The sequence below is a fragment of the Priestia filamentosa genome (assembly GCF_900177535.1).
Taxonomy (GTDB): domain Bacteria; phylum Bacillota; class Bacilli; order Bacillales; family Bacillaceae_H; genus Bacillus_I; species Bacillus_I filamentosa.
The window spans coordinates 761643-776015 of record NZ_FXAJ01000001.1 but is presented as its reverse complement, the minus strand read 5'-3'; the positions used below and the strand labels follow the sequence as shown (position 1 = coordinate 776015).

Annotated in this window: 14 protein-coding genes; all 14 read right to left on the bottom strand. The window is 39.1% G+C overall.

Annotated elements, in window-relative coordinates; all coding sequences use genetic code 11:
• Positions 1 to 64 precede the first annotated feature (64 nt).
• The 14 genes from B9N79_RS04110 to dapG all read right to left on the bottom strand — a co-directional run bounded on the left by B9N79_RS04110 (position 65) and on the right by dapG (position 14363).
• On the bottom strand, positions 65 to 1306 hold the full coding sequence (locus tag B9N79_RS04110) for a competence/damage-inducible protein A (RefSeq protein ID WP_040056632.1): 1242 nt from the start codon (positions 1304 to 1306) through the stop codon (positions 65 to 67).
• 67 nt (positions 1307 to 1373) lie between these two features.
• Complete coding sequence (gene pgsA / locus B9N79_RS04105; RefSeq protein WP_019391880.1) at positions 1374 to 1952, bottom strand: CDP-diacylglycerol--glycerol-3-phosphate 3-phosphatidyltransferase; 579 nt, start codon at positions 1950 to 1952, stop codon at positions 1374 to 1376.
• 49 nt (positions 1953 to 2001) lie between these two features.
• Positions 2002 to 2958, bottom strand: a complete 957-nt coding sequence (locus tag B9N79_RS04100; protein ID WP_240516643.1) for a helix-turn-helix domain-containing protein — start codon at positions 2956 to 2958, stop codon at positions 2002 to 2004.
• A 12-nt stretch (positions 2959 to 2970) separates the two neighbouring features.
• Positions 2971 to 3762, bottom strand: coding sequence for a YmfK family protein (locus tag B9N79_RS04095; RefSeq protein ID WP_019391878.1), 792 nt, complete (start codon positions 3760 to 3762; stop codon positions 2971 to 2973).
• Positions 3763 to 3925: 163 nt separating this feature from the next.
• Positions 3926 to 4186 (bottom strand): DUF3243 domain-containing protein, encoded by a 261-nt coding sequence (locus tag B9N79_RS04090; RefSeq protein ID WP_040056634.1) that lies wholly within the window; start codon positions 4184 to 4186, stop codon positions 3926 to 3928.
• Positions 4187 to 4241: 55 nt separating this feature from the next.
• Positions 4242 to 4958 carry an elongation factor P 5-aminopentanone reductase gene (ymfI, locus tag B9N79_RS04085; protein ID WP_019391876.1) on the bottom strand — a complete coding sequence of 239 codons (717 nt, stop codon included), beginning with the start codon at positions 4956 to 4958 and terminating at the stop codon, positions 4242 to 4244.
• A 126-nt stretch (positions 4959 to 5084) separates the two neighbouring features.
• On the bottom strand, positions 5085 to 6368 hold the full coding sequence (yfmH, locus tag B9N79_RS04080) for an EF-P 5-aminopentanol modification-associated protein YfmH (RefSeq protein WP_046217974.1): 1284 nt from the start codon (positions 6366 to 6368) through the stop codon (positions 5085 to 5087).
• Between the two features lies 1 nt (position 6369).
• Positions 6370 to 7647: an EF-P 5-aminopentanol modification-associated protein YfmF gene (yfmF, locus tag B9N79_RS04075; protein ID WP_046217790.1), complete on the bottom strand. Its 1278-nt coding sequence runs from the start codon at positions 7645 to 7647 to the stop codon at positions 6370 to 6372.
• A gap of 165 nt (positions 7648 to 7812) precedes the next feature.
• Positions 7813 to 8538 carry a GntR family transcriptional regulator gene (locus B9N79_RS04070; RefSeq protein WP_019391873.1) on the bottom strand — a complete coding sequence of 242 codons (726 nt, stop codon included), beginning with the start codon at positions 8536 to 8538 and terminating at the stop codon, positions 7813 to 7815.
• Between the two features lie 86 nt (positions 8539 to 8624).
• Positions 8625 to 10985, bottom strand: coding sequence for a DNA translocase FtsK (locus B9N79_RS04065; protein WP_019391872.1), 2361 nt, complete (start codon positions 10983 to 10985; stop codon positions 8625 to 8627).
• A gap of 182 nt (positions 10986 to 11167) precedes the next feature.
• Positions 11168 to 11383, bottom strand: coding sequence for a YlzJ-like family protein (locus tag B9N79_RS04060; protein ID WP_019391871.1), 216 nt, complete (start codon positions 11381 to 11383; stop codon positions 11168 to 11170).
• Positions 11380 to 12090 (bottom strand): ClpP family protease, encoded by a 711-nt coding sequence (locus B9N79_RS04055; protein WP_162493192.1) that lies wholly within the window; start codon positions 12088 to 12090, stop codon positions 11380 to 11382. The genes B9N79_RS04060 and B9N79_RS04055 overlap by 4 nt, the downstream gene beginning before the upstream one ends.
• 150 nt (positions 12091 to 12240) lie before the next feature.
• The gene (dapA, locus tag B9N79_RS04050) at positions 12241 to 13116 is read right to left on the bottom strand and encodes a 4-hydroxy-tetrahydrodipicolinate synthase (RefSeq protein WP_019391869.1); all 876 of its coding nucleotides are present in this window, start codon (positions 13114 to 13116) and stop codon (positions 12241 to 12243) included.
• Positions 13113 to 14363, bottom strand: coding sequence for an aspartate kinase (dapG, locus tag B9N79_RS04045; RefSeq protein WP_019391868.1), 1251 nt, complete (start codon positions 14361 to 14363; stop codon positions 13113 to 13115). Before dapG ends, dapA begins: the two co-directional genes overlap by 4 nt.
• Positions 14364 to 14373: the final 10 nt, after the last annotated feature.

The window sequence follows — 14373 nt, the reverse complement described above, 5'->3', positions numbered from 1 at the left end:
GTCATTTGCCAAGGAAAAAGTCGAACATTCATTCGATTTTTTCTCTGTAAAAAACAGCGAGCTTTTATAGCTCACTGTCCTCTTTTAATAAGTAATATGCTCCATAGTTGACGGTTCTTTTACGAATCCCTTCTCTTGTTCCTTGAAGGTTCAGTTCGTGAACAACCGTTTCTTTCCCTTCGATGGCAAGGCCAACAAAAACATGGCCAACAGGATGTCCTTCAGCTGTGTTTGGACCTGCAACTCCTGTGAAACTGATTCCTACTGATGTATTAAACTTTTCTTTTATTTTCTCAGCCATTTGGCGCGCACATTGTTCACTAATTGCGCCATGTTTTTGAAGAACGTCAGTGTCCACACCTAAAACATGTTCTTTAATATTATCATGATATGTGACAATGCTGCCTCTCATATGCTCACCAGAACCTGAGATACTTGTCATTCTTTCACTAAACAAGCCGCCTGTTAAGCTTTCAGCACTTGCTAATGTCCAGTTCTTTTCACCAAGCTTTTTGAGTGCTTCAGAAAACAATGTTGTTTGGTCATATCCATAGAAATATTCGCCAACGCGCTCTTGAATTTTATCTTCAATTTCTTTTAGTAAAGCTAATGCCCCTTCTTCTGTCTCATGCTTAGCTGTTAAGCGAAGTGTAACTTCCCCATCTCCTGCAAGCGGTGCAATTGTTGGATTGCTTTGAGCTTCTAAAAGATCTTCAATTTCCGTCTCGAGCTGTGATTCTCCAATCGCAAAAAAGCGCAGCACCCGAGAAATAATTTGATCTTTCACACCAAGGCGGTCTAAGATATGAGATTTCGCATAATTTTCAAACATTGGCTTCATTTCTTTTGGTGGTCCTGGAAGCATAATGTACGTTTTACCGTCAGCTTCAATATACATTCCAGGCGCCATGCCATGATCATTTAATAACACATCTGAGCCTTCTACAACGAGCGCCTGCTTTTCATTATTCGGTGTCATCACTCGCTTTGTTTTTACAAAATAGTCTTTGATAGAAGAGAGTGACTCCTCGTGTGATACAAGCGATCTTCCTAGTGATTTTGCAACAGTTTCTTTCGTTAAGTCGTCTTTTGTAGGCCCTAACCCTCCAGTAAAAACAAGAAGATCTGCGCGTTCCTTAGCTGCTTCAATCGCGGTTTCTAGACGTTTCGGATTATCTCCTACAACTGTGTGATAATATACATTTACACCTAGTGATGCAAGCTGTTTTGATAAAAATTGGGCGTTTGTGTTTGCGATTTGTCCAAGCAAAAGCTCAGATCCTACACCAATGATTTCTGCATTCATCAAAATCGTCTCCTTTAAATATACGTAAAAGGGATTTTAAACAAAGTGTCTAAAATCCCTTTTCCTCTTATTTAGAGTTAATAAACACGTGCTTTCCTTTTACAAAGTAGTCCCACCCTGAAATAACGGTAAAAATAACCGCTATCCAAAGAGCAATCTCTCCAAACGGAATCGAAAGAAGAGAAAACGGTACATTGTGTAAAAGAAGCGCAGCAATGGCTACAATTTGAGCCCATGTTTTAATTTTGCCAAGCTGTCCAGCAGCAGATACTTCTCCTTCACCTGCTAGTAAAAGACGAAGACCTGTTACAGCAAATTCTCGGCTAATGATAACAATAACCATCCACGCTGGAGCAAGCTCAATATCTACAAGAACAATAAGAGCTGCTGAAACGAGGAGTTTATCTGCTAACGGATCTAGAAACTTCCCTAAGTTTGTGACCATATTAAGCTTACGGGCATAGTAGCCGTCAATCCAATCCGTTGTTGAAGCAATGATAAAAATAATAGCTCCAACAAGATCTACAACAGGTAAGCTTGTCTCCCCAACATGTAGCGTGCCCCAATCAAAGCCTGCTAACATAATAATAAGGAAGATAGGAATTAAAAATATTCGTGCTACAGTAATCTTATTTGGTAAATTCACAGTTGATTCCTCCAGTTATTCGGTACATACCAAGCTCGTATAGAAACGATTATGATTCGCTATTCGCTTCAGATCCATCATATTGAATGAAAACGTTCTGCGTTACGTTTTGCTTCGGATCGCTTGGATATTGAACAACTTCACCATTTACTTTCACTTCAACGCCAGGAGCAAAACCAACTCGGATTTTCACCTCTTGCTCATTCGTTAAATCAATGGTTTCTGTTTTGCCTTTTTGAAGCATGCTGCTAAAGAAAGAGTTGCCTTTGCCATTTGTTACGCCTACCCATGAAGGAGTTGTAGCCGTAGCCGTTAATTCAAGCTTAAACTCGTCTGCTCCTTCAAGCTTGTATGTGCCTGCATTTGCTGCACCTTCTACAGCTGTAAGCTTGGATTTAGATTCATCTTTATCCGACTCTTTTTCCTTTTCCTCTTCTTTTTTAGCGTCTTCTTTCTTTTCTGCTTCCTTATTATCATCCGTTTTTGTTGATGCTTGCTCACTGTCATCGTTACTATCTTCTTTTTGCGCATCTGATGACTGCTCTGACTGTGATTCAACTTTCGAATCGTTGCTGTTTGCCTGCTCTTTATCGTCTTTATTGATGTAAAGAGCAATCACCCATCCTAAGACAAGGACACCAACTACAACAGCCGCAATGATGGCTTTTGGCAAGGCATCAAGCACTTTTGAATTTTTAGGAGCTACTTCCTTTGTTCTTGTTTTCACACGAGAAAGCTCTTCTGGAGCAACTTGGTGCTGTGCGGACGGTATGTCAGCATGATACTGTTCAAACGTCTGTTCAACGTTTAGACCAACAGCTTCACAATACTGCTTAATAAACGCGCGCACGTAAAATTTCCCCGGCATTAAATCATAATTTCCTTCTTCAATCCCTGCCAAGTAACGCTTTTGGATTTTTGTTTCCTTTTGTAAATCTTCAAGCGATAAGCCTTTTTCAATACGTGCTTCCTTTAACCTTTTTCCTAACTCTGTCAATGCTAACACCTACCAATTATGCTAAAAATCAAACATAGAAAAACCATTCCCATCAATGAGGGATGGACCTTCAACGGGTTCGTATGTAATTTCCTCTTCTGGAGAGTTGCGTAATTCAATAATATAGGAAAAATCATCGAGTGTATACTCACTATTTTGCACAAAAATATCTGGATGCTCGATAATTTTTGTTGCATCAAGTCTCATCACTTCTCGCACAAGCTGCCAATGTTTTTCACTTGCCCGTTTTGTCGAAACAATACCGTCTAAAATAAACAAGTTATTCGGACTATATTCGTCTTCAATAAGCTGACTTCGAATCGTTTGTTTTAAAAGCGTTGAGGAAACAAAAAGCCATCTCTTGTTCGCACAAACACTTGCAGCTACAATAGATTCTGTTTTCCCTACCCTAGGCATGCCTCTAATTCCAATAAGCTTATGACCTTCTTTTTTAAAAAGCTCTGCCATAAAATCAACAAGCAAACCGAGCTCATCACGCACAAATCGAAATGTTTTCTTATCATCCGCATCGCGCTGAATATAGCGACCATGACGGACAGCAAGTCTATCGCGAAGCTTTGGCTCACGAAGTTTTGTTACCACTATATTATCCATCGTCTTTAAAATAGATTCAAGTCTTTTAATTTGGTCGTTAGAATCACAGCGAAGCAAAAGACCACGGCGCTGATCGTCTACTCCGTTTATCGTCACGATATTTATCGCTAACATCCCTAAAAGAGAGGAAATGTCTCCGAGTAAACCAGGACGGTTCTTTTGGATCTGATATTCTAAATACCATTCAATCTTTTCCATTGTCCGTGCTCCTATCTCCATTAATTCTTTCCATTCCTGCCTGTTTCTTTTCTACGTTTATGTATTCTAATATAAATGATTTTACAGAAATAATAAACCATGAGTATGAATTTATGAACAATATTTTCAAAAATACACAAAAAAAGAGAGGATTACTCCTCTCTTATTTTTGTGACCCGTTATTTTGTACAAGTTTTACCATCATGTTAGCAATTGCGTGTTGCTCATCTTTAGAAGCCACACTCCAAAGATCTGCTAAAATCTTTTCTTGCTCTGTTTTCGCTTCTACTTGGTTTGCTAAGTAATCGCCAATTTTATAAGCAAATTCTGAGACAATTTCATTATCCATACCTTGATTTTGAGCATGGTGAAGACGATCTCCTAAAAAGTTTTTCCACGTATCCCAGTTTTCTAAAACAGACATGAGGAACCCTCCTTGTTTGTAGTTTCGTTCCTTAGTTTGTCTGTTTTCTTGGCTTTTATGTATACCATCCACCATTTGTCGAAATAATTTGTCCTGTAATATAGGACGCTTTATCCGACAATAAAAACTCAGCAACATTTGCCACTTCATCTGGACGACCCATTCTACCAAGAGGAATTTCTTCTTCCATCATTCTTTTTTCTTCTTCGTTAAAGTCAGCAACCATGGGCGTATCAATCACACCAGGAGCAATCGCATTAACACGAATGCCACTTAGTCCTACTTCTTTTGCCAGCGCCTTTACAAATGCATTCTGAGCTCCTTTTACAGTTGAATAAACAGTTTCACATGAAGCACCTGTTAATCCCCAAATAGATGAAACAAGCACAATGGATCCTTCACGCTTACGAACCATAGAAGGCAGAAGCTCTCGCACGAGACGAAGGGGAGATTGAACGTGAAGCATAAGCATATCGCTTAGTTCTTCGTTACTAACATCTGTTAACAAACCATATTGACTTTTCCCGCAGTTGTAGACAAGCGCATCGATTGGAACAACAATTTGTTGTAAAATCTCTGTTACGCCATTTTCCTTACTTAAGTCTCCACTTACAACGAACACTTCTGTTTGATTTTCAAGTTCTAAAGCTAAGGCTCGTACGCTTTCTTCATTTCGATGATAGTGAAGAACAAGTCGATAATGGCTAGAGAGCGTACGTGCTATTTCTTTGCCTATTCCTCCACTTGCTCCTGTGATAAGTACTGTTTTCACTTTTCTCCTCTTCCTTTCTGTTTGACCTATGAAAGCCCCCATTGATACTCAATGGGGGCCATTTTTATCCTTTTAAACGAGCAGAATTTCACTTCAAATTTTCTTAGAAATGGAGTGATGGGTAATTCAAGAAGGAACCACTTGACAAACGGTAAAGCACTTTTCATCAATTAAGTCTTCTGCTACCTTTGTCATATCTTCTGTTGTTAATGCTTCAAGCGTCTCCACAACACGGAATAAATCCATATCGTTAAAAGCATAGCGTGTGAACTGATTTGCAATAAATTCAGGTGAATTGAGCGCTTGGAGAAATCCACCAATCTTTTTCTTACAAATGCGCTCAAACTGTTTTTTATCTATTTCTGCATCTTTAAAGGAAAGCAAAACACTTTGGATTTCTTCAGTCAAGCGCTCAGGTTCCTCTGTATCTCCGCCAATGATCGCAAACCCAAATCCGCCCTCTTCTGTGTAGTCATATGAGAAAGTTTCATCGATAAGGCCTCCATCATACATTTTCTCATAGTGTGAAGAGCTCTTTCCAAAAAGATAATCAAGAAGCACATTTACGCTTAGTTCATATTTTAAAAGCTCTTCTCCACTTCTATGCGGATTTTTCGCTTTGATTCCAACAAGACATTTAGAAGACTGAACAGACATTTTTAACACTTGTTTCTTCTCAGCTACCTCTTGGGGCTCATTGTCAAAATAACGTTTGATTTCATCTTGATCTTGATAATCTTTTTTCGCTTGATTTTCCCGAACAAACTCCATTACTTTCTCCGGATTTTGCGGCCCTACAACAAAAAGAAGCATGTTGCTTGGGTGATAGAACGTATTGTAGCACGTATAAAGGTCATCTTTTGTTATATGGCTAATCGATTCAATTGTTCCTGCGATATCAATTTTAACAGGATGGTTATGATACATGTTTTGAATAACACCGAAATATGCACGCCAGTCTGGATTGTCGTCATACATTGTAATTTCTTGCCCAATGATTCCTTTTTCTTTCTCAACTGTTTTTTCCGTAAAGTATGGTTCTTGTACAAAATCAATTAATGTTTCAAAATTTTCTTCGAAATTATTTGTGCTTGAAAACAAATAAGCTGTTCTTGTGAATGATGTAAATGCATTCGCTGAAGCTCCTTGTTTACTAAAGTTCTGGAAAACGTCGCCATCTTCTTTTTCAAAAAGTTTGTGCTCTAGAAAATGAGCAATTCCATCCGGCACCGTAATTTTTTCGCTCTCTCCTAGCGGTACAAACGTATTGTCAATTGAGCCGTATTTTGTTGTAAACGTTGCAAATGTTTTATTGAACCCTTCTTTTGGAAGAACATACACATCTAATCCGCTATCCATTTTTTCGTAGTAAAGTTTTTCATTTAAATTTTCGAATGTAATTTCCTTCATTTTATTCACCACCCTCTCCTTTTAAGAAATAAATTGTATCAAGCTGAACTTTTTGGGCAACAGCAACAACTTCCTCTTTAGTGACAGCTTCAATTCTTTTTAAATATTCATCAATACTAACCTTATTTTCCGTCAGCTCGTTATGATACATAACTTCAACAAGACCTCTTGCTGTGTCAACTGTTTCTAAAAGTTGGTTGCGTATTACGGCTTTTGTTTGACTTAATGTGTTTTCATCAAAGTCGCCATTTTTCATTGCGTCACTTTGCTCTTTAATAATGGAAACCGCTTTGTCATAGTTTTTCATATCAATTCCTGACATGACCATTAAAAGTCCTTTATGACTTTCAACACGAGACGCTGCATAATAAGCAAGGCTTTCTTTTTCTCTTACGTTTGCAAAAAGTTTGGAATGAGAAAAGCCACCGTAAATACCGTTGTATACTTGCAGCGCAAAATAATCATCGTCTCCATAAACAATATTTGTTCGATACCCCATGTTTAATTTCCCTTGTTTAACAGGCTGCTTCTCTTCTACAACATTTTCTTTCTCTACAGACATTTGAGCTGGAGATGAGATCTTACTTGCGTCTCTTTTTTCAAACGAAAAAATATCTTTTGTATACTGAACAACTTCGTCTTCCTGAATATCTCCAATCACATAAAGATCAGCGCTATTTTCAGTTAGCATTTTTTTATAGTAGTCGTAAAGACTTTGAGCCGTAATTCCCTCAATATCTTCAAGTCTGCCGTTTACATGTAGATGATATGGTTCATTTTTGCACATTTCTTCTACGAGGCGCAGGTTAGCATAGCGCATTTTATCATCAAAAACGGCTTGAATACGCTGTTTTAAAGCACGTTTTTCTTTTGCTATGATATCCTCTTTAAATACTCCATTTTCTAAAAGAGGGTCTGTAAGTACATCTCCTAGCAAACGCAGCGATTTTTCAAGCAATGGTGTTTGATCTCTTAAATATTTTTCATTTGCTACATCAACGCGAAACGTCATAACATGATGTTCACCTTTTTTCATCAAGTCCACCTGTAAAGAAGCTCCGTACAAGTCTTCTAGATATCCTTGAAGCTCTTTTGAAGATGAAAGGCTAGCTGTTGCACTTTGAAGTACATATGGAAGCAATGCGCGATGTGTAACCGTTTCTTCTTCAAGGGGCGCGCTCAGCTTTAAAAGAATTGTATTTGTTTTATATTTTTCAGTTTTGATTGTATGTAACACTAAGCCATCAAGCTCATGTTTGGTTTCTGATAAAATTTTCAAATCGTATCCTCCTTCAGAATAAGCAGTCTTTTTTGCTATAGTTCTATTGTGCATCTTGTTTGCCTTTTTTAATCTTCCTTTTAATATAGCGAAAAGAAGACCTCTTTTTCAAGAAAAAAAGCCCTTCCTACCCAAATGTAGGAAGAGCTTCTATTTATGTTATACCTAAACACGTTTTCGCAAAACATGAAAATCAAATTGATCTGCTTTGAAATAATTGACAGAGTATAAAATCGGCTCATCATTTTGATCATAATGCATTTGTTTCAAAACAAGCAGTGCTGTTTCTGGATCACACTGCAAAATAGGTGACACTTTGTCGTGATAGCCAAGCGGAACAATTTTAGTAACCGCATAGGAAATAAATTTCCCTGCTCTTTCATGAAGCGCATCTAGCAGCGATTCTCTACTATATACAAACGGCTCTTTAAAATGCTTTTGAAGCACTTTATCAATACAGTAAATAACAGGCTGTCCATCTGCTGTACGAACACGTTCAACTTGAAGAATTTCTTCATCTTCCTCACAGTTGAACCGCTTCATATCATTGTCCGTTAATGCTTGAGTTGTTGAGGAAATAAAAATCGTTCCTGGCGTCATGCCTCCTTGAAGAATCATGTCTGTTACGCTTGAAAGTTGTTCAATTCCAGCGCTAAAAGCTGGTTTTGTATTTACAAACGTTCCAACGCCGTGTCGTCTTGTAATTACGTTTTCTTCCTCTAAAATACGGAGTGCTTCACGAAGCGTTGCTCGGCTTACTCCGAGCTTTTTAGCCAAACTAAATTCTGAAGGAAGCTTTTCTCTCTCTCTATAGGTGCCATCTTCAATTTGGTTTTTTAACTGCTCAATCACTTGCAGATATAGATGCTGACCTTCCGTCTTTATCGACATACTGACGTTCCCCCACTATGTTTACTAAAGAGTGCATGAGTAATTTCCATAACTATAACATTTTTCGACAAAATTATGAATACTTTTTATCCTAATTCTTCGTCTTGCTCTTTTGAAATAAGAACAGAGCGGGGTTTGCTTCCCTCATAAGGTCCTACAACGCCTCTCACTTCCATTTCATCAATAAGCCTTGCTGCCCTGTTATAGCCAATGCGGAAGCGGCGCTGAAGCATGGAAACGGAAGCCGTTTGCATTTGAGCTACAAGATCGACAGCTTCTGCATAGAGCTCATCTGATGCTTCTTCTTTTACTTCTGCTTCATCGCTTGGAATCATTTCTTCCTGATACTGTGCTTTTTGCTGTTCAATCACAAAGTTCACAACAGATTCAACTTCACTATCAGATAAAAAGGCGCCTTGAACACGTACAGGTTTGGAAGCCCCAACAGGTAAGAATAGCATGTCACCTCGTCCAAGCAACTTCTCAGCTCCGCCCCCATCTAAAATTGTACGTGAGTCTGTTTGAGAAGAAACGCTAAAAGCAATACGAGATGGAATATTTGCTTTAATAACTCCTGTAATAACATCAACAGACGGACGCTGTGTTGCAATAATAAGATGAATACCAGCAGCACGCGCCATTTGAGCAAGACGTGTAATCGCATCTTCTACATCTGAAGAAGCGACCATCATTAAGTCGGCAAGCTCGTCTACAATAACAACGATATATGGAAGTGTTGGTTGTTTTCCATCTTCATCTTCATTATGACGAAGAATATGCTCATTATATCCTTCAATATTACGTGTTCCTGTATGAGAGAAAAGCTCATACCTTCTTTCCATTTCACTTACGACCCGTTTCAAAGCTTGAGAAGCTTTCTTAGGATCTGTTACAACTGGTGCTAATAAGTGCGGAATTCCGTTATACACATTAAGCTCTACCATTTTCGGATCAATCATCATCATTTTTACTTCATGTGGTTTTGTACGCATAAGCAAGCTTATAATAATGCCGTTAATACACACACTTTTTCCGCTTCCTGTTGCACCTGCTACAAGTAAGTGAGGCATTTTATTCAGCTCTGCTAGCATCGCTTCACCTGAAATATCACGACCAAGCGCAATTAGCAGCTTAGCTTTTTCATTTTGGTCTGTTGCTTGCAGTACTTCACGAAGAGAAACCATTGAAATTTCATCGTTTGGCACCTCAATACCGACTGCTGATTTCCCTGGAATTGGAGCCTCAATCCGGATGTCTTTTGCTGCTAGTGCAAGCGCTAAGTCATCACTTAAATTCACAATTTTACTTACTTTCACCCCAACGTCTGGATATACTTCATAGCGCGTTACCGCTGGTCCAAGATGAACTTTTGCCACTTTTGCTTTTACTCCAAAGCTTTGGAAAGTTTCCTCAAGCTTACGCGCATTTTTGTAAATTCCTTTATGCTCTTTCTTCTGACTGCTGTTTTTCGGCATTGTAAGCAAATTGATAGAAGGAAGCTTATAATCTTCATTTTCAACTTCTGTAAACGTCATTGGCACAGGAGCTGAGTGTCCTTCTGTTTTCTCTTCCTTTTCCTCCCGCTGCTGACCGACGGGCTGTGTTTGTTGTATTGGTTGTGTTGGTTTTTCTTCTTGTTGTTCTGCTACAGACTGTGCCTGATGATCAAAGTGAGCGATAATTGGGGTTGTTTCTTCCTCAACAGCCGCTGCCTCATTACTTTCAGACTCATCTTCCTCTTCTTTTTCCTTTTTCTTTGCACGAGACGAGCGCGTTCCTTGTGAAGACGTTTTTTTCTTCTTTGGACGCTTCAACCAATCTTTGAAATCTTCCACCATTTCCTTGCATTCGCGTACAACAAACGCAAAAAGAGGATGAAAGATTTTAAACAATGTTTCTTGAAGCGACTTTCCTGTAATTAAAATAATACTTGCTAAAATCATAATAATCGCAAAAAGCTCTGTTCCTAAGTCATCGAACAGAAAATGCGTGATAGCAAACATAATGGCTCCAGCCATCCCGCCGCCAAGATCACTTGTTCCTTCATTCCCACTTGCTTCTAGCATAAAAAGCTGCCATGTATTCAATAAAACAGATGGATTTGCAAATCGTCCATCTCGCGTTAAATTCTCAAAAAGCGTAACATGACTGAATAAAAGAAGCGCCAATAACAGTAAATAGATTCCAAAAAGCTGACGATTTATAAGGATTGGCCATCTTCTCTTCCAAATTAAATATCCAGCGACAATAATTAAGCCGAGAAGAAGAACCATATACCATTCTCCTGCTACAAAACGAACGAGTAAAACAAGAGAACGACCTACAATGCCAAGCTTCGCCATGGCAAGCAGAGCAAGCGCAATGAGCGCAATCCCAATAAGCTCACTTTTAATAACATGCTTCCAATCCGCTTTTTTCGTCTTTCCTCGCTTTTTTTGTTTAGCCATTTTGTCACTCCAATCTTGTCCCTCATTTTCTTCTATCTTTACATACGCTTCTCGCTACTGCTGAAAAAGGCCTTCATATGTATTATCAGAACAACGTTGCACAAAAAAGCAGCCAATATGGCTGCTTTTCTATGGCTATGCTCCTCATTATACCATAATCATGTTTTAATAGCGGAACAATTTTATTGTAATGTGGGGATAATAGCTCCTGGAGTATAGCGTGAATCAAGGTAGTGGCTTGGGTCTGTACTTAGATTGCGAACAACCTCATAATCGCTGTTAGCATTTTTTGATACAACGAGCGGACATCCATTTACATTTATCATTTGTTGAGTTGCGAGTGTGCTATTTTCTCCTCCAAAAATAAGTTCATTAGGAAGCATTGTATAATGAATCATTGTAGAAGCTGTTGATTCTCCTTTCCTCTTGCGTCAATAAGTTCATTTAACTTATTCATCGCATGTCCAACTCCGCCTACTTCGTCAATAAGACCGTATTCAACCGCGTCACGTCCAACGACGTTTGTTCCGATATCTCGGGTTAAGTTTCCTTTTGACATCATAAGCTCTTTAAATTTTTCTTCTGAGATATTTGAATGTTTAGTTACAAACTGAACAACTCTGTCCTGCATCTTATCCAAATATTCAAATGTTTGAGGTACACCAATAACAAGTCCTGTTAACCGTACAGGATGAATTGTCATTGTAGCTGTTTCTGTGATAAATGAATAATCTGTTGCAACTGCAATCGGTACACCGATAGAATGCCCCCCACCCAGTACAATCGAAACGGCTGGTTTAGAAAGAGAAGAAAGCATTTCAGAAATAGCAAGACCTGCTTCAACATCTCCTCCTACCGTGTTCAAAATAATTAAAAGCCCTTCAATATTTGGGTTTTGCTCAATTGCTACGATTTGAGGAATAACGTGTTCATACTTTGTTGTTTTATTTTGGGGTGGAAGCTGCATATGCCCTTCAATTTGACCAACAATCGTCAAACAGTGAATTTTTGAATCAGGAGCTTGCGGTACATTTGTTTGGCCAAGCTGCTGAATTTTCTCCAATAACTCACTTTTTTGTTCTTGTCCTCCCTGTTCATTTTCCATTGCAGGCTGTTGATTTTGATCGGTCATAATGAAACTCCTTTCACACTCAGTAATACTGTTATTATGAACATTTCCTCTAAAATCATGCTTCTTCATCTCAAAAAATGAGCAAACAAAAAGCTCTACGCCTTATAGGCGTAGAGCTTTTTACTATTCAATGCTTTCTAATGTTTTTGTTAAAAACACGCGCTCTTGCTCTGTTAGAGGAACAAGTGGTAAGCGTACGCCACCTACATCAAGACCTTTAACTTGAAGAGCTGTTTTCACTGCCGTTGGGTTTGGTGCCATGAAAAGGGCTTTCATAACAGGCAGCAGACGCTGATGAAGAAGAGCCGCTTTTTGCGGATGTCCTTCTTGAAGCGACGTAATCATTTCTTGCATTTCACTGCCGATAATATGAGAAGCAACGGAAACAACTCCATCTCCACCAATAGAAACCGTTGGTAAAGTTAAGCCGTCATCTCCTGTGTAAAGTTTAAAATCGTCCGGCGTGTTAGCAATGATTGCTGTCATTGCATCAAGATCACCGCTTGCTTCTTTAACAGCTACAATGTTTGGAAGCTGCGCAAGCTTAACAATAAGTGGCACGCTCATATTAATAACAGAGCGGCCTGGGATATTATAAAGCATAACCGGAAGTTTTGTACTTTCAGCAATTGTTTTAAAATGCTGATACATACCTTCTTCATTTGGCTTGTTATAGTAAGGCGCAACAAGCATAATTCCATCTACGCCTTCCTCTTCTGCTTTTTCTGTTAGTTCTAATGAACCGTGTGTACTGTTACTTCCTGTTCCCGCAATAACTGGAACTCGCTTGTCTACTACTTTTACAACGTGACGGAACAATGCAATTTTCTCTTCTTTTGAAAGAGTTGGTGATTCCCCTGTTGTTCCTGCTACAACGAGTGCATCAGATCCATTCTCAATAAGATGATTCACAAGCTGTGTTGTTTTTTGAAAATCAACGTTTCCTTTGTTGTCAAACGGGGTTACCATGGCCGTAACCACTTTACCAAATTCAATCATGGTTTCACTCCTTGACTTCTTTCCTGTGGATTTGATTTAGAAAGCTCAAATGCCTCATGAAGCGCATTTACAGCTTCTTTTAAATCGTCTTGCTTGACTAACACCCAAATGGTTGTATGGCTGTCAGCAGATTGTAAAATTTGAATTCCTTTATCTGATAGAGCGGCAACAATTTTAGCTGTTACACCTGGTACGCCTGCGATCCCTGCGCCAACCGTTGAGACTTTTGCGCAGTTTTTCGTAATTGAAGGATCATATCCAAGCGTTTGGAGAACAGAAACAGCTTTAGCTGTCATCTCGTCTGGCACTGTATAAGCAACACCGCGTGGCGAAATGTTAATAAAATCAACGCTGATGCTCTCCTGTGCCATTGCACGAAACACTTCAGATTGAAGATTGTAGTTGCCCTCTTTGCTTAGCACTTTAATTTGGGTAACGTCAGACACGTGAGCAATTCCTGTAACAAGACGTTCTTTGACATCGCTGCCTTTTTGGTGTGCCTCACCGTGTGACGTAACGAGCGTTCCTTCTGAATCTAAATATGTCGAACGAACTCGCATTGGAACTTTTGCCTGCATTGCAATTTCAACTGCTCTTGGATGAATCACTTTTGCTCCTTGATATGCCATATTACAAATTTCGTTATACGTCACAATGGAAAGAGGACGAGCATTTTCGACAATACGTGGATCTGCCGTCATTACTCCTTCCACATCTGTAAAAATATCGACGAATTCTGCATCGATGGCAGCACCAAGGGCAGACGCAGACGTATCACTACCCCCACGCCCAAGCGTTGTTGTATCACCTTTTTCATCAGCACCTTGGAAGCCTGTCACAACGACAACATCATGATCTTTAAGCTCTTCTTTTAAGCGGTCGCACTTCATTTCGATAATTTTTGCATTCGTAAAATCACTATTTGTTAAAAAGCCTGCCTGTGCCCCTGTTAGAGACGTAGCTTTAATGCCTTTTTCATTTAACATATTTGAAAATACGATGGAGGAAATGACCTCTCCACAAGACATAAGTAAGTCAACTTCACGCTTACTTACATGTCTATTGTTGTCGATTAGCGAAAGAAGAGTGTCTGTTGCATATGGTTCACCTTTGCGCCCCATTGCGGACACAACGACAACTACTTTATATCCGTCTTCTAATGCAGACTGAATATGATAGCTTGCTCGCTCTCTTCCATTAGCATCGCGAACAGAAGTCCCCCCAAATTTTTGGACAATAATTTTCATTCTTACACCT